Below are 24609 nucleotides of genomic sequence, written 5' to 3'. Positions count from 1 at the left end.
CGCGTCAGGTCCTGCCCACGAAACGGTAGAGCTCGGTGTGGTCCGCTCCGGCGCCGAGCGATTCGGAGGCTTCGGCGGTCATCGCGTAGACGTCCTGCGCGAGCGCCATCGGCAGTCCCATCGCGCGGCCCAGCGACGCCGCGATGCCGACGTCCTTCGCCTGCAGCGCGAGCGAGAAGCCCGAGTTGAACGCGCCGTTCAGCATGAACTGATGGGCCTTGTTCTCGGTCGTGTTGTTGCGCCCGGTCGAGGCTTGGATCACGTCGACGATCGTGGCTGGATCGATGCCGAAGGCCTCGCCGACGTGGATGGCTTCCGCGGTGGCGATCAGCGCCGCGGCGGACACGTAGTTGTTCAACGCCTTCAGCGCATGCCCGGCGCCGACCGGCCCGACGTGCGTGATGGCCTTGCCCATCGTCTCCAGCACCGGGCGGACGCGTTCGAAGGCCGGGACGTCACCGCCCACCATGATCGCCAGCGTGCCTGCGACCGCCTTCTTCACGCCGCCCGACACCGGCGCGTCGATCAGCGTGATGCCGGCTTCGGCCAGACGCCCGGCGAGCGCGCGGGTGCGGTTGGGGTCGGCGGAACTCATCTCGACCACCACCGCGCCACGCGGGAGCTGCGCGGCCAGCGGCGCCACGACGGCGTCGACGATGTCCGAGTTCGGCAGCATGGTGATGAGGACCTCGCAGGCCGCGAAGTCCGACGCGCCGCCGGCGATGCGCGCGCCGGCGTGGGCATCCGCGAAGGCCCGGGCGACCTCCGGCCGGGCGTCCTGCACGACCAGTCCGTGGCCGGCGGCATGCAGCAGGTGGGCCATGGGCGTGCCCATCATGCCCAGGCCGATGAATCCGATGTGCGTCATGGCCGCGGCTCCTCAGGCGTCCATCTCTTTGAACACCTCGGCGGCGACCCGGAACGAGTCGATCGCCGCCGGCACGCCGCAATAGATCGCCGTCTGCAGGAAGACTTCCTTGATCTCGTCACGCGTCAGGCCGTTGTTGATGGCGCCACGCACGTGCAGCTTCAGCTCGTGCGGGCGGTTCAGCGCGGTGATCATGGCCAGGTTCAGGAAGGAGCGCGTGCGGCGGTCCAGGCCCGGGCGGTTCCAGACATCGCCCCAGCAGTACTGCGTGACCAGCTCCTGCATGTCGATGTTGAAGTCCGTGGCGTTCTTGATCGAGTTGTCGACGTACTCGGCGCCGAGCACCTCGCGCCGGGTCGAGAGACCTTGGTCGAACAGGGCCTGGTTCTTCGGGGCGTACGCACGGGTCATCGGAAACTCCTGGTGAATGGGGATCGGGTGGGACGGGACGGACCGTGGGGGCCGTCGATGGCTCAATGTAGTCGGATTGTCTGACAATCCGACATTGGGAATACATGGATTGAAAGGCGCGCATACGTGTTGTATGACAATCTGTCTGTATGAACATCAGGTGATCCGGACGTCCGGCCATCGCCCGCCCGCAGGTAGGATCCGGCTCATGACCCTCGTGAAAGTAGCCCGGGAAGAGACGTCCTTGCGCCAGCGCGCCACGCAGGCGCTGAGAACCGCCATCCTGGACGGCGTGCTCGCGCCGGGCCAGAAGCTGTCCGAGCGGGAGCTCTGCGAGAGCCTGGAGGTCAGCCGCTCCTGCGTGCGGGAGTCGCTCCAGCATCTGCAGGCCGAAGGGCTGATCACGATCATTCCGCACCGCGGGCCGGAGGTGACCAGCATCTCCCGCGACGAGGTGCGCGAGATCTACGAGGTCCGGGCCAGCCTGGAGAGCCTGGCCGGGCGCGGTTTCGCGACGAACGCGTCGGGCGCTCAGCAGGCGGCCCTGCGCGCCAAGCTGACCGAGCTGGCGCAGGCGCATGCCGCCGGCGACCGGGCCCGGATCCTGACGATCAAGAACCAGTTCTACGACATCCTGGTCGAGGGCTGCGGCAACACCGTGGCGGGTCAGATGCTGAAGCAGCTGAACAACCGGGTGACCGTGCTGCGCCGCATCTCGATGGCGCAGCCGGGGCGGCTGCCCGAGACGCTGCGCGAGCTCGATGCGATCGTCACGGCGATCGAGCAACGCGACGGCGAGCTCGCCGCGCGGCTGTGCGGCGAACATGTGAAGCAGGCGGCGGAGAACGTGCTCCGCAGCATGGGCTGAGCCCGGCCGCCGCTCCTTCGGAAGCGGCGGCATCGTGCATCAATCGGCGTACTGCCCCGACGCCTCGATCACCTTCTTCCAGCGCGCGACTTCCGTTTCAACGAAGTGCTTGTGGCCGGCCGGTTCCAGTCGCCCGTCATTGACGACGCTGATGCCCAGCGCCTCCGAGCGCTTGATCAGGTCCGGGTCCTTCAATGCCGCTTTCAGCGCGTCGTTGAGCTTCTTCAGCACCGGCGCGGGCGTGTCCTTGGGCGCGTAGAGCCCGTGCCAGACGGTGACGCTGAAGTCCTTCAGACCGGCTTCCGACAAGGTCGGCAGCGCCGCGAGCGCCGGCAGCGTCATCCGCTGGGTGCTGGTCACCGCGTAGGCCTTGACCTTGCCGCCTTCGATCTGCGGCACGGCGTTGGTGGCCTGCTCGCACATGATGTCGACCTGGCCGCCCATCAGGTCGGTCATCGCCGGGCCGGTGCCCTTGTACGGCACCGAGGTCAGGTTGGTCTTCAACGCCGCCTGCAGCATCAGCCCGCACAGCTGCGACGCGGAGCCCACGCCGGCGTGGGCCAGATTGATCTTCGTCGGATCGGCGGCGATGAACTTGCGCAGCTCGTCGAAGGTCTTGGCCGGCATCGTCGGCTTGGCGATCAGCGTGGACGGCGCCTCGTTGATCAGCCCGAGGAAGGCGAAGTCGTTGATGCCCTGGTAGGGCAGCCTGCGGTAGAGCGACGGCGCGGTCGCGAAGCCGATGTGGTGGACCAGCAGCGTGTAGCCGTCGGGCGGCGCCTTGGCCACGCGCGAGGTGCCCAGCGTGCCGCCCGCGCCGCCGACGTTCTCGACGATCACGGTCTGGCCGAGCTTCTTGCGCAGCGCCTCGGCCAGGTCGCGGGCGATCTTGTCCGACGGCCCGCCGGCCGCGAACGGCACGATCAGCGTCACCGGCTTGTCCGGGAACTCGGCCCGCGCCAGCGTCGTCACGACGCCCAGCGCCGCCGCGATGCCGGTCAACGCCAGCCGCCTGCGGATCTTCTCCATGCGTGTCTCCTCGATGTCCTCTGATGGGATCTGTGGCTCTGCCCGAGGCGACCGCCCCGGCCTGCACCGATCATCGAGATCCGCGCCGCTTCACACCAATGCCGGATTTGTTGGCTTTGATGCCGCGCCGGCACCGCCGGGGCGCTACGCGGCCGCCGTCCAGAACGTCTCCGCCGCCGCGCCCATCGGGCCGCGATCGCGGTGCAGCCGGATGTCGAGGTCCAGGTGCCAGTCCTTGCCCCCGGCGACCACCAGGCGCCCGGCGGCGAGGTCCTCGCCGATGAGGATCTTCGGCAGCCAGGCCACGCCGCGGCCGTCCAGCGCCATCGTGCGCAGCACCGACGCCAGGTGCGCCGTGAACACCGGCTGCACGCTGAGCCGGTCGAGCGCGGAACCCTTGAGATCGCGCAGGATGCGGCCCAGCCCGGACTCCGAGCTGTACGCGAGCAGCGGCACCGGGGCGCCTTTCGCGCCTTTGGCCCCCTTGCCCCCTTCCAGCGGATGCGCCGGCCCGCCGGTCGCGTCGGGCGCGCAGACCGGCAGCAACTGATCCTGCCCGACGACGACACAAGCGAAGGCCGCTTCATCGAGCGGCCCCGACACCTGCCGATGCCCGTGCGCGAGCACGAACTGCACCTGGCTCTGCAGCAGCAGCGCCTCGCACTTCTGCTGGGTGTCGGAGACGAGGTTGACCGGACCGACGCTGGTGCGGGCTTCCAGCGCGCGCAGCCAGCGCGGCATGAACGAGAAGGACAGCGCATGCGTCGCCGCGAAACGCAGCGTCTGCGAGCTGGCCTCCGCGATGGCGCGGGCCTCGCCAGGGACGCGGGCGACATGCGCCTGCAGCTCCTGCGCAGTCTTGCGGAACCACAGGCCCGCGTCGGTCAGCCGCGCGGGCTGCGAGCTGCGGTCGAAGAGGTCCGTGCCCAGCCATTCCTCCAACGCGCGGATGCGCCGGCTGAAGGCCGGCTGCGTCATGTGGCGCTCTTCCGCGGCGCGCGAGAAGTTGCCGCTGGCGGCCAGCACCATGAAGTCATCGATCCAGCTCAGGTTCAGCGTCATGGGGTGGCAAGGTGGGAAGGAGGCGGTGCCCGCAAAGCATCAAAAGCTAAGAAAACTGAATTGGCCTCGCGAGAGGGCCCGGCGGGATCATGCGATCCGTTCCCAGCCAATCCGAAGTGGAGTTCCCCGTGAAGATCGTCGAGATCCGAGAAAAGACGCTGCCGATCAGCAGCCCCATCCGCAACGCCTACATCGACTTTAGCAAGATGACCCTGAGCCTCGTGGCGGTCATCACGGATGTGATCCGCGACGGCAAGCCGGTGGTGGGCTACGGCTTCAACTCCAACGGCCGCTACGGCCAGGGCACGCTGATGCGCGAGCGCTTCATCCCGCGCATCCTGGAAGCCGACCCCGAATCGCTGCTCGACAGCCGCGGCATCCTCGACGCGCACAAGGTCTGGGACGCGATGTTCACCAACGAGAAGCCCGGCGGCCACGGCGAGCGCTCCGTCGCCATCGGCACCATCGACATGGCGGTGTGGGACGCGGTCGCCAAGATCGAGGGCAAGCCGCTGTTCCAGCTGCTGGCCGAGCGCTACGGCACCGGCACGCCGAACCGCAAGGTCTTCGTCTACGCCGCGGGCGGCTACTACTACCCGGGCCAGGACCACGGCAAGCTCAAGGACGAGATGCGCAGCTACATCGACCGCGGCTACTCGGTGGTGAAGAAGAAGATCGGCGGCGCCTCGCTGGACGAGGACCTGCGCCGCATCGACTCGATCCTGAGCGTGCTCGGCGACGGTCAGAAGCTGTGCGTCGACGCCAACGGGCGCTTCGACCTGGACACCGCGATCGCGTATGCGAAGGCGCTCTCGAAGTACGACCTGTTCTGGTACGAGGAGGCCGGCGATCCGCTGGACTTCGAGCTGCAGGCGACGCTGCGCAACTACTACGCGAACCCGATGGCGACGGGGGAGAACCTGTTCTCCATGCAGGACGCGCGCAACCTGATCCGCTACGGCGGCATGCGGCCGGACCGCGACTGGCTGCAGTTCGACTGCGCGCTGAGCTACGGCCTGGTCGAGTACCTGCGCACGCTGGACATGCTCAAGGAACACGGCTGGTCCGCGAGCCGCTGCGTGCCGCACGGCGGGCACCAGATGTCGCTGAACATCGCGGCCGGCTTGGGCCTGGGCGGCAACGAGTCGTATCCGGACCTGTTCCAGCCCTTCGGCGGCTTCCCGGACGGGGTGAAGGTGGAGAACTCCTACGTCACGCTGCCGGACCTGCCGGGCATCGGGTTCGAGGGGAAGTCGGATCTGTATGCGGTGATGCGGGCGTTGTCGGACTGATCCTCGGAACGGCGTCACCGCCCCAGCATCACCTCCTGATGCCCCTTCCCCGCCGGGATCATCGGGAAGCAGTTCTCCGCTGGCGCGACGGCGACGTCGAGGAAGTACGGCCCGTCGCTCGCCAGGCACTCGGCGAGCGCCGCGTCGAGGTCCTCCCGCCGCTCCACGCGCGAGGCCTGCCACCCGAAGCCCTTCGCCACCGCGACGAAGTCCGGCATGCACGCGTTGTAGCTGTGGCTGTAGCGCTCGCCGTGGTGGAGTTCCTGCCACTGGCGCACCATGCCCATGTGCCCGTTGTTGCACAGCACGACCTTCACGCCGGCCCGGTGCTGCCGCGCGGTCGCCATCTCCTGCAGGTTCATCAGGATCGACGCATCCCCGCTGACGCACACGACCAGGCGGTCGGGATGCGCCACCTGCGCGCCGATCGCCGCCGGCAGGCCGTAGCCCATCGTGCCCGCGCCGCCCGAGGTCAGCCAGCGCCGCGGCCGCTCGAACGCGAGGTGCTGCGCCGCCCACATCTGATGCTGGCCGACGTCCGTCGACACGATCGCGTCGCGGCCCGCGAGTTGCGCCTGCAACCGCGTCATCAGCGCCTGCGGAGCGATCACATCGGGGGTGTCCTCGAAGTCCAGCGAGCGTTGCGCCCGCCACGCGTCGATGCGCGCCCACCAGTCGGCGAGGCGCTCCGGCGGCATGGCGCGGCGTCCCAGCGCGTGGCGCAGCCTCGGCAGCAGCACGCGCGCATCGCCGCACAACGCGAGATCCGCGCGGCGGACCTTGTCGATCGACGCCGGATCGACGTCCAGATGGATCACCCGCGCGCCCGGCGCGAAGCTGTCCAGCCGCCCCGTCACCCGATCGTCGAATCGCGCGCCCGCGCACACGATCAGATCGGCGTGATGCATCGCCAGGTTCGCTTCGAGCGTGCCGTGCATGCCGAGCATCCCCAGCCACTGCGGCGACGACGCCGGCAGCGCGCCCAAGCCCATCAGCGTCAAGGTGCAAGGCGCGCCGCTCAGCTCGACAGCGGCCGCAAACGCCGAGCAGGCCATGTCGCCCGCGTTGATCAAGCCGCCGCCGCCGTAGAACACCGGCCGCTGCGCTGTCGCGATCCAGTCCGCCGCCAGTTCGACCGCGCGCACGTCCACGGCCGGCATCTCCCTGAGCGTCCGGATCGGCAGGCTCGTGGTCTGACGCGCCGGCGCCAGCTGCACGTCCTTGGGCACATCCAGCAGCACGGGTCCCGGACGTCCGCCCCGCGCGATGTCGACGGCCTGCCGCACGCGCGCCGCCACGTCGTCGCCAGGCCGCAGCTGCGCGTTCCACTTCGTCACCGGACGCGAGATGCCCAGCGCGTCGCACTCCTGGAAGGCATCCGTCCCGATCACCGCGCTGTTCACCTGCCCGCTGATGCAGAGCACCGGGATCGAATCGCACAGCGCATCCAGCAGCCCCGTCGTCGTGTTGCTCATCCCCGGTCCCGAGGTGACCAGCACCACGCCCAGCCGCCCGGTGCTGCGCGCATAGCCCTCGGCCGCATGCACGGCCGCCTGCTCATGACGGACCAGGATGTGCCGCAGCCGCGGCTCGCCATGCAGCGCGTCGTACAGCGGCAGCACGGCACCCCCGGGATAACCGAAGACGGTGTCGACGCCGCAGGCCACCAGCGTGTCGAGCAGCGTCTGCGCGCCGTTGCGCGTCAGGGTCTCAGGGGCGCCCAGCACGGCGCCGTCGATCAGTGCGTTCATGCGGACCAGTATCCCGGCGTCCCCTCGGGAAGCGTTGCCGTTCTTGCCTCCTAGAATTGCCAGCGCAGCAAACTTTCCTTCGAAAGCGACATGGATCAGGAAATCAAGCTCGACAAGTTCGACCGCGCCATCCTGCGGGCCCTGCAGCGCAATGCGCGCGCCAGCCTGCAGGAGGTCAGCGAGGAGGTCGGACTGACCACCTCTCCCTGCTGGACGCGCATCAAGCGGCTCGAGGAGTCCGGCGTGATCGAGGGGTACACCGTCAAGGTCAATGCCGAGAAGGTCGGACGGCCGGAGCAGTTGATCGTCCAGCTCACGCTGAACAAGCACACCGATGCCGCGATGGCGGAGTTCGCCCGTCACCTCGAGGCGATCCCCGAAGTGATCGACGCCTATCTGGTGTCCGGCGACTACGACTACGTCCTGCGCCTGTCCGTCCGCGACACGCGCGACTACGAGCGGCTGCTCCGGGAGAAGCTCTACAAGATCCCGGGCGTGCGGCACAGCAAGTCGAGCTTCGTGCTGCGCTGCCTGAAGGCGAGTTCCCTGCCGCTCTGACGGCCCCCTGGCGTGGACCGGCGCGCACCGGCCTCACTTCGTCACCGGCAGCTCCGGCACCTTCAGCAGCCTCATCATGTAAGTGCGCGACGCCGCCACGTGCCGGCGCACGGCCTCGACGGCAATGGCGGGATCGGCGTGCGTGAGCGCCTGCAGCATCGCGCCGCCCTGCACCGCCAGGATCTCCAGCTCCGGCGCCCAGAGCGCCATCCGCGCGCGCCGGAACGCCTCCAGCAGCCGTCCGCGCGAGGCCTGCATGCCCAGCGCCTGGTCGTTGCCGCCCAGGCGCGCCAGGTGCTGCTGCAACGCATCGTCCGCCGTCAGCAACTCCCCCACGCGACCCAGGCGCGTGGCCTCTTCCAACGGCTTCAGCAAGGCCGTCACGCCGACCAGCGTCCGCGCCATGCCGGCCGAGGGGCCCCGGCACGCGCGCGCCAGCAGCATCGCCTGCAGCGCCTCGCGGACGTCGAAGTACTCGTCGATGAAACGCGCGTCGACCGCCAGCACCACCGCGCCCTTGTTCATCCGCATGTCCACCATGCCGTCGCCCTGCAGCTGCAGCAGGGCCTCCCGCACGGGCACGTTGCTGACGCTGTAATACGCGCTCAGCTCGTGCAGCGTCAGGTGCTGCCCCAGCCGCCAGCAGCCGTCCTCGATGTCGGCGCGGATCTGGTCGCGCAGCCGCAGGTAGGTCGGCGTATTGATCGGATGTGTGGAACGAACCATCGCGGCACTCCGTCCGGTGAATGGGGTGAATGACGATTCACTCTACGGAGAGGCCGGCGTCCCCGGCGCGGTCCGGATACCTCGGCAGCGGCGTTCTTGCCGAAGCGCAATGAATGCGCAATCGGGCGGCGAATCGACTGCTCAATCCACGCATTTGTCGCGCCGCACCCTACTGGAATCAGTGGAATCGATGCCGCATCGAGGGAAGGCACTGTGTCGTTTCCGCATCGGTGGCCACCAAGCGCTACAGTCGCGGCCGGGAGGTCTGCGACGCAGAGGCGAATGCCCGATGTCAAACACCCGAATGGAGCCCGTTGAATGGCCAAGTCGTTGAAGCAAGTCCTGTCCCAGATCGAGAAGCTGCAGAAGGAAGCCGCGTCGTTGCGCGCGAAGGAAATCTCCGGCGTCGTCGAGCGCATCCGTGAGGCCATCGATCATTACGGGCTCACCCCCGAGGAACTGTTCGGCACCGGCGCCACGAAGCCGGCGGGCCGGGGCAGAGCGGCGAAGGTCGCCAAGGCCGGCAAGGCCCCCGCGGGTCCGCGCAAGGCGAAGGCCCCGCGCAGCGCCGGTGCCCCGAAGTACCACGACGGCACCGGCCGCACCTGGACCGGCGTGGGCAAGCGGCCCAACTGGTTCAAGGATGCGCTGACCGCCGGGAAGACGGCCGAGGAGCTGCTGATCAGCTGATCAGCCGACCCGCTGAACGCTCGCGCCGCGCGGCGCGATCTTCCCGTCGACAAAGTCCTTCATCGTCTGGAGGACCGCGCCGCGCGCGTTCGCGGACGGCACCGAGGACTTGTGAGGCTCCGAGCCCGCGACCACGCTGTCCACCGCCGAAGGGTCGCGCAGGTGGCGCACAAGGACCTTCACTTGAGCCGACGTCAGCTGCTGGATCGCTTGAAGGGTCGCCGCCGAGGCGGCTTTTCCGGTCAGCTGATCGCGTTCCGTATACCGGTAGTGCCCTTCCACAGTCCCCAAGGCGCTGAAATAGTCGTCCGCGCACTTGGCGAAGGCGTCGCCGTTCAAGCGGCTCGCCAGCGCTCTGGCCGCTGCGCCCGCGCCGTAGGTCTCCTTCGACGCGACAAGCTTGTTGAACACGCCCGCCTTTTTCGAGGTGGCGAATTCCTGGACGAGCGTCTGCACCTCCTTCGCGAATTGCTGTCCGGCGTCGAACAGTCCGGGTGATCGTTGACGCTCGGCGGTCGAGAAGTGGTCCACCGTCGAATAGATCGTCCCGGCCCGTTCAGGCGTGACAGTGGCGGAGTTGACGCCGCCAAGGCGTCGGCCGCCGGACTTCGAGTGGAACTCGATCTGGCTGTAGTTCAGGCTCGGCGCGTCGTCGCGATAGGGCGCCAGTGATTCGTCTTGCGAGGACGGGGATCGACGCTCCGAAGTCCCGGCGCTCGGGGTCAGGTTGGCGTAGACGACGTCAGGCGTCGCGGGCGGAAAGGCACGGGGCGGAATGGGGGGAGACATGGTGGGAAGGGACGAAGTTGAAAGACATCGGCCCTGCACGCGATGCGCGGCAGGGCCGATGCTTCAGTCGCCGAGGCAAACCTGTCCGGTTCGCTCAAAAAACCGGCTCACCACACCCGGCAACGCTCCGCGTCCGGCTTCACCATCTTCTGCCCGGGCTTGCAGTGGAAGGCCTGCTCGAACTCCGGCATGTTCACCGCGACCCCGTTGATTCGGTAGCGCCCCGGTGAATGCGGGTCGGTCAACGCATGCACGCGCGCATATTCGGGTCGGGCGTGGCTGCAGTCCCACTGCGCGAAACCGACGAAGAAGCGTTGCTCCGGCGTCAGCCCGTCGCGGTCCGCGGGCTGGGGGGACATGTCCGCGATCTGCGCCTTCCACGCCGCGTGCGCCAGCACCAGGCCGCCCAGGTCGGCCAGGTCCTCGCCCAGGGTCAGCTTGCTGTTGATGCGGATGTCGTCGACGACCACGTACTGCGCGTACTGCTTCGTCACGCATGCGGCGCGCTGCTCGAAGGCCTGGCCGTCCTTCTTCGTCCACCAGTCGCGCAGGTTGCCCTTGGCATCGAACTGCCGGCCTTCGTCGTCGAAGCCGTGGATCAGCTCATGCCCGATCGTGCCGCCGGTGTTGCCGTAGTTCGGCGCATCGTCCAGCTTCGGATCGAACAGCGGCGCCTGCAGCACGCCGGCGGGGAAGTTGATGTCGTTCATCTGCGCGTCGTAGTACGCATTGACCGTCTGCGGCGTCATGCCCCATTCGCCGCGGTCCAGCGGCTTGCCGATCTTCGCCAGCTGGCGCTTCAGCTCGAAGTCGTTGCCGCGCATCACGTTGCCGGCGAAATCGTCGCGCGCCACCGTCAGCGCGCCGTAGTCGCGCCAGCGGTCCGGGTAGCCGATCTTGTTGACGATCGCGTGCAGCTTCTCCACCGCGCGCTGCTTCGTCGTCGCGCTCATCCAGCCCAGCGACTGGATGCGCGCGGCCATCGCGTCCTCGATCTGCTTTGTCATCGTCAGCGTCTTGTCCTTCAGGTCCGGACTGAAGTTGCGGGCGACGAACTCCTGGCCCAGCGCCTCGCCGAGCTGCGCGTCGACCAGCTCGACGCAGCGCTTCCAGCGGGCCTTCAGCTGCGGCACGCCTTGCAGCGTCTGGCCGAAGAATTCGAAGTTGGCCGACACGGCTGCACTCGACAGCGTCGGCGCCTGGCTGCTGACCAGTTGCCAGCGCAGGTAGTTGCGCAGCTGTGCGAGATCGCGCTGGCGCAACTCCTTCGACAGCGCCTTGAAGAACGCCGGCTCGGTCACGTTGTAGGCGGCCTGCGGATCCAGGCCCAGCCCGCGCTGGTAGGCGGCCCAGTCGAAGCCCGGCGTCAGCGCCTGCAGGCCGGCGGCCGTCATCGGATGGAAGCCCTTGTACGGATCGCGCTTGTCGACGCGGCTCAGCGACGCGCGCGCCAGCGCCGTCTCCATGGCCATCACCTGCTTCGCCTGCGCGCGGGCAGCTTCCGGCGCATCGCCGAGCAGCTCGAAGCTGCGCGCCACGTGGGCGATGAACTGCTCGCGCAACGCGCGCGATTTCCCGTCGGTCTTGAAGTAGTACTCGCGGTCGGGAAGGCTCAGGCCGCCGGCGTAGGCGAAGGCGATCACCCGCGTCGAATCGGCCATGTCCTGGCCGGACGTGAAGTGGAAGAAGACGCGCTCGTTGTTGGTCGCCAGGTGCAGCGCGGCGAGCAGCGCCGGCAGTTCACGGCGGTCCTTCAGCGCATCGATGCGCGACAGCAGCGGACGCAGCGGCGCGAGCGCCTGGCGATCGGCGGCGGACTCGTCCATGCAGGCGGCGAAGTAGTCGCCCATGCGGACCTGGTTCGCGCTGCGCTGCGGATCGGCGGCCGAGAGCTTGTCCAGGATGTCCCAGAGGTAGCGCTGGTTCTCGTTGGCCATCTTGGCGTAGACCGACCACCGCGCCTGGTCCGGCGGGATCGGATTGGCGGCCATCCAGCCGCCGCAGGCGTACTGGTAGAGGTCTTCACACGGATCGGCGCCGCGGTCCATCGCGGCCGTGTCGAGGCTGGGCGTGTAGGGCAGCTTGTCGAGCGGCCCTTCGGCCGTCGCCGCGGGGCCTGGGGCTGTTGCGGCAACCGGGCCGGCGGGGGCCGCGGAGGCGGCGGAAGCGGCGTTCTGCGCGCGCGCGTCGGCAGCGGCGCCCCAGGAAACGGCCGCGACGAGCGCGGCCGCGGCGGTGCGGGCGAGGAGGTGAGGGGTCATGCTCGACAGCGGAGAGTGGGTGCTGGCGGGCATTCTCCGCCAGGCGCCCACCGCCGCGGGGTGCCGGACGACACCTCGGGTTGACCCGTCTTGGCGCCGGGCGGCACGGAGCCCCGTGCGCCCTGCGCCTTGCCGGATCACTGCACGCTGAAGCTGTTGAGCGCCTTCGGGAACTTGAACAGCCACAGGTGCGTGAGGCGATCGACCTCGTTGCCGCGCGTCACGCGCGACAGGACCGCGCCGGTCGCGCAGGTGCCGTCCTGGACGATCACCCCGTTGACGTCGACCGTGCACTCGGTCGGATCGCCGGCGACGACCTTGCCCTTCGCGTCGACCAGCACCGACTTCAGGCCGAAGTCGTTGTCGTTGATCAGCGCCAACGTGCTGCCGTCGACGATCGCCAGGCCTTCGGCCTTCTCGGCCTTCCAGCCGGCGGCGTTCAGGTCGAGCAGCACCGTCTTCTTCAGCTTCACGACGTTCGACCAGCTCACCGCCGACGCGGTCACGCCGTCGATGCTGTTCTTCTCGAGCTCGATGCCGATCGCGGCGATGTCGGTCGCCGCGGCCGGCAGCTCGACGAGCATCAGGAAGTTGCGCACGGCGCCGGTCGCATCGGCGCCCTGCTCGACGACGATGAACTTGCCGTTGCCCAGCGCCACCAGGTCACCCAGCTTGGCGCTGCCGGTGCGGTTGCGGTCCCACTTCTCGCCCTTGGCCGCGAGCGGGTAGCTCAGCGGATAGGCATAGAGCTTGGAGGTCTCGGTCTTCGGATCGAACTCGATCCAGCGCGCGAACTGCGCGAAGTCGCGCACCTTGACCTTGTCGTCCTTCTTGCCGTCCTGGTCCAGGTCGGCGCTGTCGACGGCCTCGACGCTCTTGCCGGCGTTGTCCACCGGATCGATCGGGCTCTGCAGGAAGCCGTGCAGCTTGCCGCTGCCGGTGTCCATCGCCAGGCCTTCCATGCCGCGGTTGGCGCGGCGGTTCTTCAGCACCTCGGGCAGGCTGCCCGCGGTCGTGCCCGGCGCGTAGCGCTTGATGATCTGGAAGGTCGCCGCGTCGATCTTGACGATGAACGGGCCGTACTCGTCCGAGGTCCAGAAGGCCTTGTTCGCGTCGTCGTAGACCAGGGTCTCGCTGTCCAGGCCGTTCGCGTCGAAGTTGCCCTTGGTCGAGTCGAACTTCATCGTGTCGGCCAGCGGCACCTCGGCGCTGCTGCCGACGGCGCCGAAGGGCAGCGGACGGCCCGTGACCTTGCTGCCGTTCGGGTTCTTCAGCGGATTCAGGCTGGAGATGACCGCGCCGTCCTTGCCCAGCGTGATCACGCCGATCGACGGCGCGAAGCTCGGCGCCGGGAACATCTTGGTGGTCACGACGGCGCCGTTGTCCGGACGCGGCGCGTTCGGGCTGTCGCCGTTGGGGCCGCGGTCGGTGATGCCCCAGAACTCGAGCGCGCCGGCGGCGTTCTTTCCCTTGTAGACCAGACCCGAACCGACCGCCGGGTAGAAGCCCTTCGGGAAGTCCTTCTTCGCGTCGGCGTTGCTGCCCTCGTAGGGCACGTACTGGCTGTCGGCCGCGCGGATCTGGAACTTGGTGATCGCGACCGCGCCGCCCGCCGTGTCCTGCGTCGCGCTGCTGGTCTCGGTCTTGCCGAGCAGCGTGGCCATCGTCGATTCATAGTGCTCGACCGCCGCGGCACGGCGGTTGGCGTTCATCGTCCGACCCGAGTAGGGCTGGCCGTAGACGTCGTTCTGGCCGGCCGGCAGCAGCGCGGCGAAGGCCTTGTCGAAATCGGCGGCGGCCAAGCTGAAGTCCAGCGTCTTGGTCTGCGTGTCGTGCACGGCGGCGGTGATCTTGATGCCGTTGGTGGGATCGTCGTCCTCGTCCAGCGCCTGCAGGAACACCAGGCGGTTCTGCAGCTTGGCGTCGGTCAGCACGGCCGTTCCGGCCAGGTCGCCGGCGGCGACCGTCGCCGCGCACGCGGCGCTGCCGAGCACCACGCTGCCGACGCTGAAGCTGACCGTGTCACCCGCCTTGCAGGTGAACACCCCGTTCACGCCCGTCTTGCCGGTGATGCCCGACGGCGCCGCGGCGTAGGTGACGCCCTCGACCGGCGCGTCCACCAGCTGCGCCTGCATCGCCGCGCCGTTCTGGGGGATCACGTACGGATCGTTGTCCTTGGTATTGCAGGCGGTCAGGGCCGCTGCGGCAGTCAGGGTCATCACGGTCAGGCCCAGGCGGAGGGACACCGCGCTGGAACGTGTGGCGGCATGTGTGGCGGTATGCGTGGCGGAACGGTCGGTCGTCTTCCTCATGTCGATCTTTCGTGGCTCGAGGACTGACGCGCCCGGCTTCCCTCGACAGAGCCGTGACGCGACAGGGCGGCACGCTAGGGGCCGGCGATGACAGCCCCGTGAAGAGGGTTAACGAATCGACACGAATACTACAAGAATCGGGGATTCCCCCAGCAGAAAGCCCCGGGTCGCGTCACGCTGGACGCGATCCGGGGCTCCGGTCAGACGGCTGCAGAGGAGGAGATCAGCCGTTAACCTTGATGCGGTTGTTCACCGACTGCACGCCCTTGGCCGCGAGGGCCATGGAGCCCGCGCGGTCGCGCGAGGCCAGGTCCGGCGCGGTGCCGTCCAGCGTCACGTGGCCCTTCTCGGTCTCGACCTTGACGTCGAGCGCGCTGAGCTTCGGGTCGCCGGCCAGCGAGGTCTTGATGGACGTCGTGATCTGCGCGTCGTCGATGGCGGCGCCCGCCTTGTCGGCGGCCCGTTCCATCTTGGCGCCGGCCTTGTCCATGGCCTGCTCGGTGTCCTGCTTGGCGACTTCGGACTTCTGTTCCATCTTGGCGATGCCGTCGTCCAGGCGCTGGCCGGCGGTGCGACCATCGTCCTCACGACCGCAGGCGGTCAGCGCGATGGCGGCGACCACGGCGGGCAGCAGCAGGGACAGGGCGGCGGGGCGGGAAGAGTGCTTCATGGCGAGGCTCCTTTCGCGGGTGCTAATCGCGGGATAGGCGGGGATCGCGGAAACTCCGCGGACATTCCGCGGGTGGCCGCGGATCCATGACTTCACTCTAGGCCGCAGGCCGTCCGCGACAGGTCGGTGGCCGCCGGAAGCGGCGGTCCCCCGGCGGCCCGGTCCGTCGTAGGAACGCGCCTACAGCCCGCCGCCAGCCGGGGGAAGGCCGCCTTCGCCCGGCGTTCCCGGAGCAAAGGCCGACGGCGATGGAGACGGAGACGGAGACGGAGACGGAGACGGAGACGGGGACGGAGGCGAGGGCGAGGGCGCCGCGCCCGCCGCGCCTGGCATGGGCGTCATGCCGGGAATCGGGAAATCGATCCGCGGAATGTCCGGTTCGTCGCGCTTGAGCGGTAGCCAGGCGCAGACCTCGGTGCCCTGGCCGGGCACGCTGCGCAACTGCAGCTGACCGCGCTCGGCCTCGACGCGGAAGCGCATGCCCAGCAGCCCATGCGAGCCGAGGGCCAGTCGGCTCGGGTCGAAGCCCTGGCCGTTGTCGGTGACGGTCACCAACGCCTGCGCGTACTCGCGCTTGAGCGACACGGCCACCTCGGTCGCCTGCGCGTACTTGGCGGTGTTGGTCAGCGCCTCCTGCACGAGCCGGAAGGCCGTCAGCTGGGCGCTCGGGACCAGGTCGACCGCGGGATCGAGTTCCACCGCGATCGGCACGCCGAGCCGCTCCGAGGTCTCGCGGCAGAGGATCTCCAACGCGGGCACCAGGCCCAGCTGGTCGAGCGTCGACGGGCGCAGGTCCTCGATGATCCGGCGCTTGAGCGCGATGCCGCTGTTGAGCGTCTCGGTCAGGTGGTTCAGGCGCTGCATCAGGTCCGGCGCCCCGGCCTGGAGCTTGGGCCGCAGCCGCGCGACGTCGAGCTTGGCTGCCGTCAGCAGGGCGCCGAGCTCGTCGTGCAGGTCGCGGGCGAGCCGGGCGCGCTCGTCCTCGCGCGCGGTCTGCAGGTGGCGGGCCAGCTGCGTCAGCTCGGCGGTGCGGCGCGACACCTCGACCTCCAGCCGGTCCCGCTCGGCGCGCACCTCCTGCGCCTGCTCGGCGCGCTGGACGTCGAGCGCCCGGCTCTTGCGCACGAAGAGCACGAACACGATCAGGCTCAGCAGCGTCATGCCGGCCACCCCGATGCGGCTCAGCATCAGCGTGTCGTAAACCTGACCGGTGCCGAGGGCGATGCGGCGGTTCTCGTCGGCCAGCAGTTCGGCGGAGCGGCGGCGGATCTGCTCCATCTGGTCGCGGCCGATGTCGGTCATCATGAGTTCGCGGCCGGCCGATTCGCGGCCGGTCTCGTAGAGCTTGAGCACCTCCTGCAGCTCGCTCAGCTTGGCGCTGACGGCGCCGGCGATCTCCTTGCTGCGGCGCTCGGCATCCTCCGCGCCGACCTGCGCGTACATCCGCTGCAGGGAACTCAGCCCCTGCGACGCATCCTCGGCGGCGAAGCGGTAGGGGTCCAGGTATTCCGGCCGGCGGGTGATCAGGTATCCCCGTTGCCCTGACTCCGCGTCGGTCACGCGGGCCATCAGCCGGAGCAGTTCCATCCGGGCCCGGCCCAGCGTGTCCAGACGGTCCATCTGCGAGACGGCGCCGAAGTAGGCCAGCTCGCTGATCAGGATCATCAGCAGGGCCACGAACACACCCAGCGGCATCGCCCAGGTCTTGCGACCCAGGTTCGTGACGGTGTCCTTCAGACTCATCCTCTACACTCCCTGAGCGATTTCGCTCACTTGACCATCGCCACCATGATCCGAATCGCCATCGTCGACGACCACGCGATTGTCCGCGCCGGGCTGCGGCAATTCCTCTCCGAACAAGTCGACCTGCGCGTCACCGGCGAAGCCGGATCCGGGCGCGAGGCCCTGGACCTCGTGCGCGCCGGCGAGCTCGACGTGATGCTCATGGACCTCTCGCTGCCCGACCAGAGCGGCGTCGAGACCCTGGCCGCGATCAAGGCGCGCAAGCCGGAGCTGCCGGTGCTGATCCTGAGCGGCTTCCCGGAGACGCACTACGCGACCACGCTGCTGCGCCAGGGCGCCAGCGGCTACCTCAACAAGGAATGCGACCCCGAGGAGATCGCCACGGCGATCCGGACCGTGTTCCGCGGTCGCAAGTACATCACGCCGGCCGTGGCCGAACTGCTGGCCGACGGCCTGGGCTCGCCGGCCGACCAGGCCGCGCACGACACGCTGTCGGAGCGCGAACTGCAGGTCTTCCTGCGCCTGGCGCGCGGCGAGACCGTCGGTCACATCGCCGACGGCATGTCGCTGAGCGTGAAGACGGTCTCGACCTACCGCTCGCGCGTGCTGGAGAAGCTCTCGCTCAACACCAACAGCGAGCTGACCTACTACGCCCTCAAGAACGGGCTGATCGAGTAGCGGCATCGCCGGCGTCGCGGTTGGCCGCGTCGGCCAGGCCGCCGCAGTAGGCGAGCAGGTCTTCCAGCTCGGCCGATTTGTCGAAGACCTTGTCGGCGCCCAGCGCGAAGCAGCGCTGGCGCATGTCGGGCGTGGCGTAGTTGCTGAGCACGACGCGGCGCGCCCCCGGCATGCGCTCGCTGGCCGCGCGCAGCACGTTCAGGCCCGTGCCCTGCGCCAGGAAGATGTCGATGATCAGCAGGTCGCAGCCGGGATGGTCCTGCGACAGCCAGTTCAACGCACCGTTCTCGTCCACCGCGTGGCCGAGGACGCGCAGGTCCACCATCTCCTCGAGCGTGGCCACCAGGTTCTCCCGGATGACGGCGTTGTCCTCGACGAGGAAGCAGGTGAGGGCGGCGCTGGCGGGCTGGGCATCCATGGGAAGCTCGTGAACGGCTGGTAACCACAAGCGGATACGCGCGAACGGACGGGTTGCCAGGCAGACCGTCCGTTCGCGCGGTGCGTCCGCTGGCGGTTGGTCAGGCCGCCGACGGACACACGATCAGGGGAATCGCGTCAGCGCATCAGTTGCGGATCGCGATCTCGTTCTTGACGCGCTTCACGCCCTTGACTTCACGCGCCAGGCGTTCCGCGTCGGACTTTTCGGTGGCGTTCTTGGCGAAGCCGGTCAGCATCACCTCGCCTTGCAGCGTCTCCACGTGGATGGAGCTGGCGTCGACCGACTTGGCCTCGACGAACTTGGACTTCACGGCAGTGGTGACGGCTGCGTCGTCGACGTATTCGCCGACGGAGGATTGACCGCGCGTCACGGCGCAGCCAGGCAGCAGGGTCAGGGCGCCCACAGCGGTGGCCAGGGCGAGAACGGTGGCTCGAATCATCATGTTGATCTCCTTCGATTGATGAAAAGGCTCGGACTCACGCGGCGTGGCGGTCTGACGACACGACAGCAGGGGCCGGCTCGGCGAACGTCGCGGGGGCGTGGTCCAGCAGATAAGGAAGCGCCGCTTCCAATCCCAGCACCGGTTCGTGGTCGCTGACCGCGGTCCATTGGACCTGGCAGGCGAAATCATGAACGTGCAAGGCGAGGGAATGGTGGTCGGCGATGCCCATCTGTCAGCTCCTTGTGCACCCCGTGGTGCGCTGAGATGGACTCTACGTATCCCGAACAGTCCGCCCTGTCGTCCGCGTCCGCGATGTCTTGTAGGACAAGCGGAAATGGCTTCGCCCACGGGCGGAATGAGGCGTTGTCCTACAAGGCATCGCGCGAGGCCCCCACAGGGTGGATGAGCCGGTCTCCCTAGGATGCAGGCAACGAATGAAGACCTGAGACGAGAACAAGATGAACACCTTCTCCGCCACCGTTGGAAGCGCGCCTCTGGCCGGCGCCCCCGCCCACCCGGACTTCCGTCCTTCCCATTGCGTGAACGCCGAGCTGCTGCTCTCCACGCCGCTGACGGTCGTGGTGAAGGCGCGGCTTTCCTACATCGACGCCGAGGGTCGGGCCGACGTCGAGGAGATCGCCCTGGTGATCCCGCGCAGTCGCTGCGCCGGCGACCATCCCTATTGGCCGGCGCTGCTGTCGGCCGCGACCGAGCACTGGCAACGTTGCCCGGGCTGCGCCCGTCACCTGTCGGCCTGCGTCGACGGCGAATGGCAGACGCTGCTGACGGCGCAAACCACGCACTGAGCGCACGGCGATCACGCCGGCACCTTGAGTGCGAACCGGGCAGCGCCTCAAGCTGCTCTAAGACAGGGCGCGGATAATCCGTCACTGGCCGATCACGGCCCAACGATGATGATCCGACGCCCTGCTTCCCTTTTCTCCGCCACCTTCCGCCCGCTCGCCCTGGCTGCCGTGGCCGTCCTGGCTGCCGCGTTGATGACGGGCTGCGGCACCTTCGGGACGACCAGCGCCGAGCGCAAGAACTCCGTGTACCAGAACGAGCGCTTCGCCTCGGACGAGACCTTTTCGCGGCTGTTCGATTCGAGCGTGCAGGACACCTGCGAGGCGGCGCGGCGCGCGCTGCTGAGCCAGGGTTACGTGATCAACACGGCGCTGCCGGATTCGATCTCTGGCACCAAGCGATTCCAGCCCGAGGGCGAGGTGCACGTGGAGATCAGCTTCACGGTGGTGTGCGTGCCGGAGGGCGGCGGCGGGAAGCTGGCGACGGCCTACGTCTCGGCGCTGCAGGACCGCTACAACGTCAAGCGCAGCGCGAACTCCACCAGCCTGGGCGTGAGCGCGATCGGCTCGATCTCGGTGCCGCTGTCCTCGTCGACGGAATCGCTGGTCAAGGTCGCCTCCGAAACCATCCCCGCCGGACAGTTCTACGACCGGTTCTTCGCGTTGATGCAGCGCTTGATCACGCAGCAGGGGACCGAGGGCACGAGCGATCTGGACAAGACGGGCGGGTGAGTTCAGCGCCTGTCACCTCGCTCAAGCCTTGTGACCTCGCTCGCGCTCTTCGCGCTCGGCGACCTTGATGCGAGCGAGCATTTCCTGGATCTCCGCCTCCAGCAACGGGTCGGTATCGCCATATTCGCGAGAACCACACTCCTGATGCGTCAGGCGCCTCGCCTCTTCGGTCGACATGGGCCGGCATACACGCGCGGCGATTTCCCAGGGGTTCATGGCGTGATCTCAATGTTATGGCTGCGAGCGTAGCGCTCAAATTGATCCCAGCAGTCAGACCGTTCGTTCAGTGAGAACTCTAGATGCATGCTGCGCCCGAAGCGCAACCAGAATTCTTCACCCCCGGGGCTTAGGAGGAGTTGCTTCAGGTCCAGGCATCCCAAAGCAGCCTGCGGCATCGACGGATGCTCCTTCAAGTCTTCCGGGAGAGCTGCGTTGAACCCCATGCGCGCCCACACGAAGTAACCGTTCATTGTCATGGGTCCTTCCAAGCTGCTGCGATCGCCAACTGCGTGGACCGTCACCCTCGAAAAGTTGCCGAGCCGCTTGGCCTCAAGGAGCTCGATCGAAACGCTGCGCGTACCGATGCCCCGCCCCCGAAACTCCGGCCGCAGAACGAAGGCGGCATTGTGGATCTCGAAGATGTAGTTCCCACTTGCCTCCTGGTTGACAAATCGGATCAGTGGCTCGAGAAGCAAATCTTGATTGATGACCCGCAGTTGGATCCTGCCTGTCGGCGTTGGCGCAACCTCAAGCCGGCTGCCCTTCGGTGCACCGGATAGACGAACCAACTCGTCGTCCGAGCGCCATCCGTCCAGTTCCGCCGCCCTCCATACCTCCACCGTCGACGCATCAAACCACCGCTTCGTAATCTCGTCCATCCGCACTGCTCCACCACGACAACATGGCGGAAAGTCTGGTGCGGGAAGTTCCTCCCAGAAACGAAAGAGGGCGCCTCGATGAGCGCCCTTTGACGGAACACAGGTGACAACCCACCTCCGGGTGGGTCGTCTCCCCCGAATCACTGTGGCGTCGATGCCTGCGGCTTGCCCGCCGTGCGGGTCTTCTCGAGGACGAGGCCGCGGCGCTCCAGCAGCGGCTGGATCTGAGGCTCGTGGCCGACGACGCCGCGGAACAGCGTCAGCGCGTCCTGGCTGCCGCCCTGCGACAGCAGCTTCGCGCGGAACGCGTCGCCCAGCTCGCGCTTCAGGCCGCCGTTGGCCTTGAACCATTGCACCGTGTTGGCGTCGAGCACCTCCGACCAGACATAGGCGTAGTAGCCCGCCGCATAACCGCCCATGATGTGGCTGAAGTAGGGCGTGCGGTACCGCGGCGGCACCGCGTCGTAGTCGTAGCCCTCCTCGCGCAGCGCCTTGGCCTCGAAGGCCATCACGCCGTCGGCGCCGGGCACCTGGTCCGCGGGCAGTTGGTGCCAGCGCTGGTCCAGGCTTGCGGCGCTGAGGTATTCCGTCGTCGCGAAGCCCTGGTTGAACTGCTTGGCCGCCAGCACCTTGTCCAGCAACGCGCGCGGCATCGGCTCGCCGCTCTTGTAGTGCTTCGCGTAGTTGGCGAGCACGCTCGGCCAGTCCGCCCACATCTCGTTGACCTGCGACGGGTATTCGACGAAATCGCGCGGCACCTTGGTGCCGGCCATGCTCGGGTACTTCACGTTCGAGAACATGCCGTGCAGCGCATGCCCGAACTCGTGGAACATCGTCGTCACCTCGTCCCACGTCAGCAGCGTCGGCTTGCCGTCCGCGGGCTTGGGGATGTTGAGGTGATTCGCCACCACCGGCTTCTGGTTCATCAGCCCGCTCTGGTCGACGTAGGCGTTCATCCACGCACCGCCGCGCTTGGACGGCCGTGCGTACATGTCGGCGATGAAGATGGCCAGCTGCGAGCCGTCGGCGTTGAACACGTCGTAGACCAGCACGTCCGGGTGATAGACCGGCAGGTCGTGACGCTGCTTGAACTTCAGGCCGTACAGCTGGCCGGCCGCGTAGAACACGCCGTTCTCCAGCACGTTCTTCATCTCGAAGTAGGGCTTGAGCTGCGCCTCGTCGAAGCCGTACTTCTCGGCCCGCAGCTTCTCGCTGTAGAAGCTCCAGTCCCAGGCGGCCAGCGTGAACGAGGGCTGCTTGTTCGCCTTCTGTTCGCGATCGATGATGGCCTGCAGCTCCGCGCCCTCGCGGCGCGCGGCGCCGACCGCCGCCGGCGCGAGCTGGCGCAGCATGCCGTTGACGGCCTGCTGGTTGCGGGCGGTCTCGTCCTTCAGCACGAAATCCGCGTGCGTCGCGAAGCCGAGCAGCTTCGCGCGCTCGGCGCGCAGCGACACGACGCGCGACACCAGCGCCGTGTTGTCGTAGGCGTTGCCGCGCGAGCCGCGCACGACCGAGGCCTCGTAGATGCGCTGGCGCAGCGCGCGGTTCTCCAGCTGCGACAGCACCGGCTGACCGGTCGTGTTCAGCAGCGCGATCAGGTACTTGCCGTCCAGGCCGCGCTCCTTCGCCGCGGACGCGGCGGCGGAAATCTGCTCGTCGCTCAAGCCCTTCAGCTCGTCCGCGCTGTCGACGGTCACGGCCGAATCGTTCACCTCCGCCAGCACGTTCTGGTTGAAGCGCGCACCCAGCTGCGCCATCTCGGCGTTGATGGCCTTCATGCGGGCCTTGCCGTCCTCGTCCAGCTTCGCGCCGGCGCGCAGGAACTGGTTGTACTGGCGCTCGATCAGGCGCTGCTCCTGCGCGCCCAGGCCGAGCGACGCGCGGCGCTGGTACAGCGACTCGATGCGCGCGAACAGCACCGGGTTCAGCTGGATCGCATCGCGGTGCGCGGCCAGCTTGGTCGCGTAGTCGGCCTGCAGCTTCAGGCGCGCGGGATTGGCGTCCGCGCCGGTCAGGCTCATCAGCAGCGTGGTCGCTCTGCCGAGCGTGCGCCCGCCGCGCTCCAGCGCGACGATGGTGTTGTCGAAGGTCGGCGCCGCCGGGTTGTCGGCGATTGCGGCGACCTCGGCCAGTTGCTCGGCCATGCCCTGGTCGATCGCGGGACCGATGTCGGCATCGCGGATCTTGTCGAAGGGCGGGTATTGCAGCGGCAGCGTGCTCGGCGCGAGCAGCAGGTTGGCGGTGTTCGCGGCCTCGGCGGAGGCGGCGACGCCGGTCGGAGCGACCGGCGCGGCGGTCTGCGCCAGGACAGGCGCGGCGAGGGCCACGGTGGCGGCCAGGACGAAGGGAATCCTCATGGGGGACGGCCCGTCTTGTGGGCGGGCGTTCGTGTTGTGCGAGGCCGTCACCTTAGCCGAAGCGCTTCTCGAAACCGAACGCCATGGGCGCCGTCCGCCCCGTGGAGAACCCGACCCGGGACAACCCTGAGGCCCCCGCGATCCGGGGCTTTCGGCGGTCCGCGGCGGGTCCGTCCGATTAGCATCGCCGCACATGTCCGAACGCACTTTCCACTGGGCCGTCATCGGCCCCGGCTCGATCGCGCAGCGCTTCGCCGAGGCCGTCGCCCAGCTCGACGGCTGCCGCCTGCACGCGGTCTGCGGGCGCGACGCGCAACGCGCGTCCGCCTTCGCCGAACGCTGGTCCCGCCCCGGCGAGCGCGCCGTGCTCGCCCACACCGATCCCGCCGCGGTGATGAACGATCCCGCCGTCGACGGCGTCTATGTCGCGACGCCGCACGGCCAGCACTACGAGTACGTCCTCGCCGCGCTGCAGGCCGGCAAGGCCGTGCTGTGCGAGAAGTCGCTGGTGCCGAACCAGGCGATGGGCCGCCGCCTGGTCGAGGCCTCGCGCGCGCACCGCAGCTTCCTGATGGAAGCGGTGTGGACGCGCTTTCTGCCGCTGTACCAGGACCTGGCGGCCTGGCTGCGCGAAGGTCGCCTCGGCGCCCTGCGCGGCATGCAGTCGAGCTTCTGCTTCCCCGCGCCCTACGATCCCGACAGCCGCATCTTCAGCCCCGCGCTGGCGGGCGGCGCGCTGCTGGATATCGGCATCTACAACCTGACCGCGACGCGCTGGGTGTTGCAGCATGCGCTCGGCGAGGTGCCGCCGCTGGTGGACCTGGCGGTGAAGGCCCGGCTCGCGCCGACCGGCGTGGACGCCGGACTGGCGGTGACGCTGGACTTCGGCGACGGCCTGACCTCGCAGTTCCAGTGCGCCATCGACACCTTCGCGCCGAACACGATGCACATCCTCGGCGAGGCCGGCGCGATCGTGCTGCCGGAGACCTTCTGGGAGGCGACGCGCGCCCAGTGGCTGCCGGCGCGCGGCACGCCCGAGACGATCGCCCGCCCGTTCGAGATCAACGGCTTCGAGAACGAGATCCGCGAGACGATGCGCTGCGCACGCGCCGGCGCGATCGAAAGCCCCGTGGTGCCGCATGCGGAGACGCTGGCGGTGCTCGGCTGGATGGACCGCATCCGCGCGCTGGCCGGCGTGAAGTCGCCGTTCGACGACGCGTTCCCCCCAAGCGCCTGAAGAGCGCCACCAG

25 protein-coding genes are annotated in these 24609 nt (G+C 68.4%); 8 read left to right on the top strand and 17 right to left on the bottom strand.

The features are described 5' to 3' along the window. Positions 1–4: 4 nt before the first annotated feature. A complete protein-coding gene (locus tag AC07O8_RS02530; RefSeq protein WP_495046536.1) occupies positions 5–868 on the bottom strand; it encodes an NAD(P)-dependent oxidoreductase in 864 nt (287 codons plus the stop codon). 12 nt (positions 869–880) lie between these two features. Beyond that, entirely contained in the window at positions 881–1279 is a 399-nt protein-coding gene (gene pcaC, locus AC07O8_RS02525; RefSeq protein WP_067280375.1) for a 4-carboxymuconolactone decarboxylase, read from the bottom strand. 208 nt (positions 1280–1487) lie between these two features. Here pcaC and AC07O8_RS02520 point away from each other — a divergent pair, with 208 nt between their 5' ends. Then, entirely contained in the window at positions 1488–2147 is a 660-nt protein-coding gene (locus tag AC07O8_RS02520) for a GntR family transcriptional regulator (protein ID WP_495046535.1), read from the top strand. Between the two features lie 39 nt (positions 2148–2186). Here the strand turns inward: AC07O8_RS02520 and AC07O8_RS02515 are convergent, their stop codons facing one another. Together AC07O8_RS02515 and AC07O8_RS02510 are read right to left on the bottom strand one after the other, a co-directional pair. Further along, the gene (locus tag AC07O8_RS02515; RefSeq protein WP_495046534.1) at positions 2187–3176 is read right to left on the bottom strand and encodes a tripartite tricarboxylate transporter substrate-binding protein; all 990 of its coding nucleotides are present in this window, start codon (positions 3174–3176) and stop codon (positions 2187–2189) included. Between the two features lie 144 nt (positions 3177–3320). Next, positions 3321–4238 (bottom strand): LysR substrate-binding domain-containing protein, encoded by a 918-nt coding sequence (locus AC07O8_RS02510; RefSeq protein WP_495046533.1) that lies wholly within the window; start codon positions 4236–4238, stop codon positions 3321–3323. Positions 4239–4366: 128 nt separating this feature from the next. Between AC07O8_RS02510 and AC07O8_RS02505 the strand changes: the two genes are divergently transcribed. Then, on the top strand, positions 4367–5530 hold the full coding sequence (locus AC07O8_RS02505) for a mandelate racemase/muconate lactonizing enzyme family protein (RefSeq protein ID WP_495046532.1): 1164 nt from the start codon (positions 4367–4369) through the stop codon (positions 5528–5530). A gap of 14 nt (positions 5531–5544) precedes the next feature. Here the strand turns inward: AC07O8_RS02505 and ilvB are convergent, their stop codons facing one another. Then, positions 5545–7281: a biosynthetic-type acetolactate synthase large subunit gene (gene ilvB, locus AC07O8_RS02500; protein WP_495046531.1), complete on the bottom strand. Its 1737-nt coding sequence runs from the start codon at positions 7279–7281 to the stop codon at positions 5545–5547. A gap of 90 nt (positions 7282–7371) precedes the next feature. Here ilvB and AC07O8_RS02495 point away from each other — a divergent pair, with 90 nt between their 5' ends. Then, positions 7372–7839, top strand: a complete 468-nt coding sequence (locus AC07O8_RS02495; protein WP_297532034.1) for an Lrp/AsnC family transcriptional regulator — start codon at positions 7372–7374, stop codon at positions 7837–7839. 33 nt (positions 7840–7872) lie between these two features. On the opposite strand, the gene AC07O8_RS02490 is transcribed toward AC07O8_RS02495, so the two are convergent. After that, on the bottom strand, positions 7873–8565 hold the full coding sequence (locus AC07O8_RS02490) for a GntR family transcriptional regulator (RefSeq protein WP_495046530.1): 693 nt from the start codon (positions 8563–8565) through the stop codon (positions 7873–7875). 318 nt (positions 8566–8883) lie between these two features. Between AC07O8_RS02490 and AC07O8_RS02485 the strand changes: the two genes are divergently transcribed. After that, the gene (locus tag AC07O8_RS02485; RefSeq protein ID WP_495046529.1) at positions 8884–9255 is read left to right on the top strand and encodes an H-NS histone family protein; all 372 of its coding nucleotides are present in this window, start codon (positions 8884–8886) and stop codon (positions 9253–9255) included. Here the strand turns inward: AC07O8_RS02485 and AC07O8_RS02480 are convergent, their stop codons facing one another. From AC07O8_RS02480 to AC07O8_RS02460, 5 genes are all read right to left on the bottom strand, one after another. Then, positions 9256–10083, bottom strand: coding sequence for a hypothetical protein (locus AC07O8_RS02480; RefSeq protein ID WP_495046528.1), 828 nt, complete (start codon positions 10081–10083; stop codon positions 9256–9258). 68 nt (positions 10084–10151) lie between these two features. Beyond that, on the bottom strand, positions 10152–12305 hold the full coding sequence (locus AC07O8_RS02475) for a M13 family metallopeptidase (protein ID WP_495046527.1): 2154 nt from the start codon (positions 12303–12305) through the stop codon (positions 10152–10154). A 137-nt stretch (positions 12306–12442) separates the two neighbouring features. Continuing rightward, positions 12443–14617, bottom strand: a complete 2175-nt coding sequence (locus AC07O8_RS02470; protein ID WP_495046526.1) for an esterase-like activity of phytase family protein — start codon at positions 14615–14617, stop codon at positions 12443–12445. A gap of 223 nt (positions 14618–14840) precedes the next feature. Further along, the gene (locus AC07O8_RS02465; protein WP_495046525.1) at positions 14841–15287 is read right to left on the bottom strand and encodes a BON domain-containing protein; all 447 of its coding nucleotides are present in this window, start codon (positions 15285–15287) and stop codon (positions 14841–14843) included. Positions 15288–15467: 180 nt separating this feature from the next. After that, positions 15468–17030 (bottom strand): CHASE3 domain-containing protein, encoded by a 1563-nt coding sequence (locus AC07O8_RS02460; protein ID WP_495046524.1) that lies wholly within the window; start codon positions 17028–17030, stop codon positions 15468–15470. Between the two features lie 45 nt (positions 17031–17075). On the opposite strand from AC07O8_RS02460, the gene AC07O8_RS02455 reads away from it, so the two are divergent. Beyond that, entirely contained in the window at positions 17076–17708 is a 633-nt protein-coding gene (locus AC07O8_RS02455) for a response regulator (protein ID WP_495046523.1), read from the top strand. Here AC07O8_RS02455 and AC07O8_RS02450 read toward each other — a convergent pair. The 3 genes from AC07O8_RS02450 to AC07O8_RS02440 form a co-directional block, all read right to left on the bottom strand. Next, positions 17686–18126, bottom strand: a complete 441-nt coding sequence (locus AC07O8_RS02450) for a response regulator transcription factor (RefSeq protein ID WP_495046522.1) — start codon at positions 18124–18126, stop codon at positions 17686–17688. The genes AC07O8_RS02455 and AC07O8_RS02450 overlap by 23 nt on opposite strands. Before the next feature lie 145 nt (positions 18127–18271). Further along, positions 18272–18586, bottom strand: a complete 315-nt coding sequence (locus tag AC07O8_RS02445; RefSeq protein WP_297524751.1) for a BON domain-containing protein — start codon at positions 18584–18586, stop codon at positions 18272–18274. Between the two features lie 37 nt (positions 18587–18623). Continuing rightward, positions 18624–18818 carry a hypothetical protein gene (locus tag AC07O8_RS02440; protein ID WP_297524734.1) on the bottom strand — a complete coding sequence of 65 codons (195 nt, stop codon included), beginning with the start codon at positions 18816–18818 and terminating at the stop codon, positions 18624–18626. A gap of 229 nt (positions 18819–19047) precedes the next feature. On the opposite strand from AC07O8_RS02440, the gene AC07O8_RS02435 reads away from it, so the two are divergent. Both AC07O8_RS02435 and AC07O8_RS02430 read left to right on the top strand, forming a co-directional pair. Beyond that, on the top strand, positions 19048–19395 hold the full coding sequence (locus AC07O8_RS02435) for a hypothetical protein (RefSeq protein ID WP_495046521.1): 348 nt from the start codon (positions 19048–19050) through the stop codon (positions 19393–19395). A gap of 105 nt (positions 19396–19500) precedes the next feature. After that, positions 19501–20124 (top strand): DUF2242 domain-containing protein, encoded by a 624-nt coding sequence (locus AC07O8_RS02430; RefSeq protein ID WP_495046520.1) that lies wholly within the window; start codon positions 19501–19503, stop codon positions 20122–20124. Positions 20125–20145: 21 nt separating this feature from the next. Here AC07O8_RS02430 and AC07O8_RS02425 read toward each other — a convergent pair whose 3' ends face one another. The 3 genes from AC07O8_RS02425 to AC07O8_RS02415 form a co-directional block, all read right to left on the bottom strand. Further along, on the bottom strand, positions 20146–20340 hold the full coding sequence (locus tag AC07O8_RS02425; protein WP_495046519.1) for a hypothetical protein: 195 nt from the start codon (positions 20338–20340) through the stop codon (positions 20146–20148). After that, a complete protein-coding gene (locus AC07O8_RS02420) occupies positions 20337–21002 on the bottom strand; it encodes a hypothetical protein (protein ID WP_495046518.1) in 666 nt (221 codons plus the stop codon). Before AC07O8_RS02420 ends, AC07O8_RS02425 begins: the two co-directional genes overlap by 4 nt. A gap of 140 nt (positions 21003–21142) precedes the next feature. Beyond that, the gene (locus AC07O8_RS02415) at positions 21143–23359 is read right to left on the bottom strand and encodes a M3 family metallopeptidase (protein WP_495046517.1); all 2217 of its coding nucleotides are present in this window, start codon (positions 23357–23359) and stop codon (positions 21143–21145) included. 193 nt (positions 23360–23552) lie between these two features. Here AC07O8_RS02415 and AC07O8_RS02410 point away from each other — a divergent pair, with 193 nt between their 5' ends. Beyond that, on the top strand, positions 23553–24596 hold the full coding sequence (locus AC07O8_RS02410) for a Gfo/Idh/MocA family protein (protein WP_495046516.1): 1044 nt from the start codon (positions 23553–23555) through the stop codon (positions 24594–24596). Positions 24597–24609 lie beyond the last annotated feature (13 nt).

The sequence above is a fragment of the Roseateles sp. GW821-FHT09G09 genome, assembly GCF_059415965.1.
Note: the sequence above shows the minus strand (reverse complement) of the source record. Positions and strands in the feature narration are given on the sequence as shown.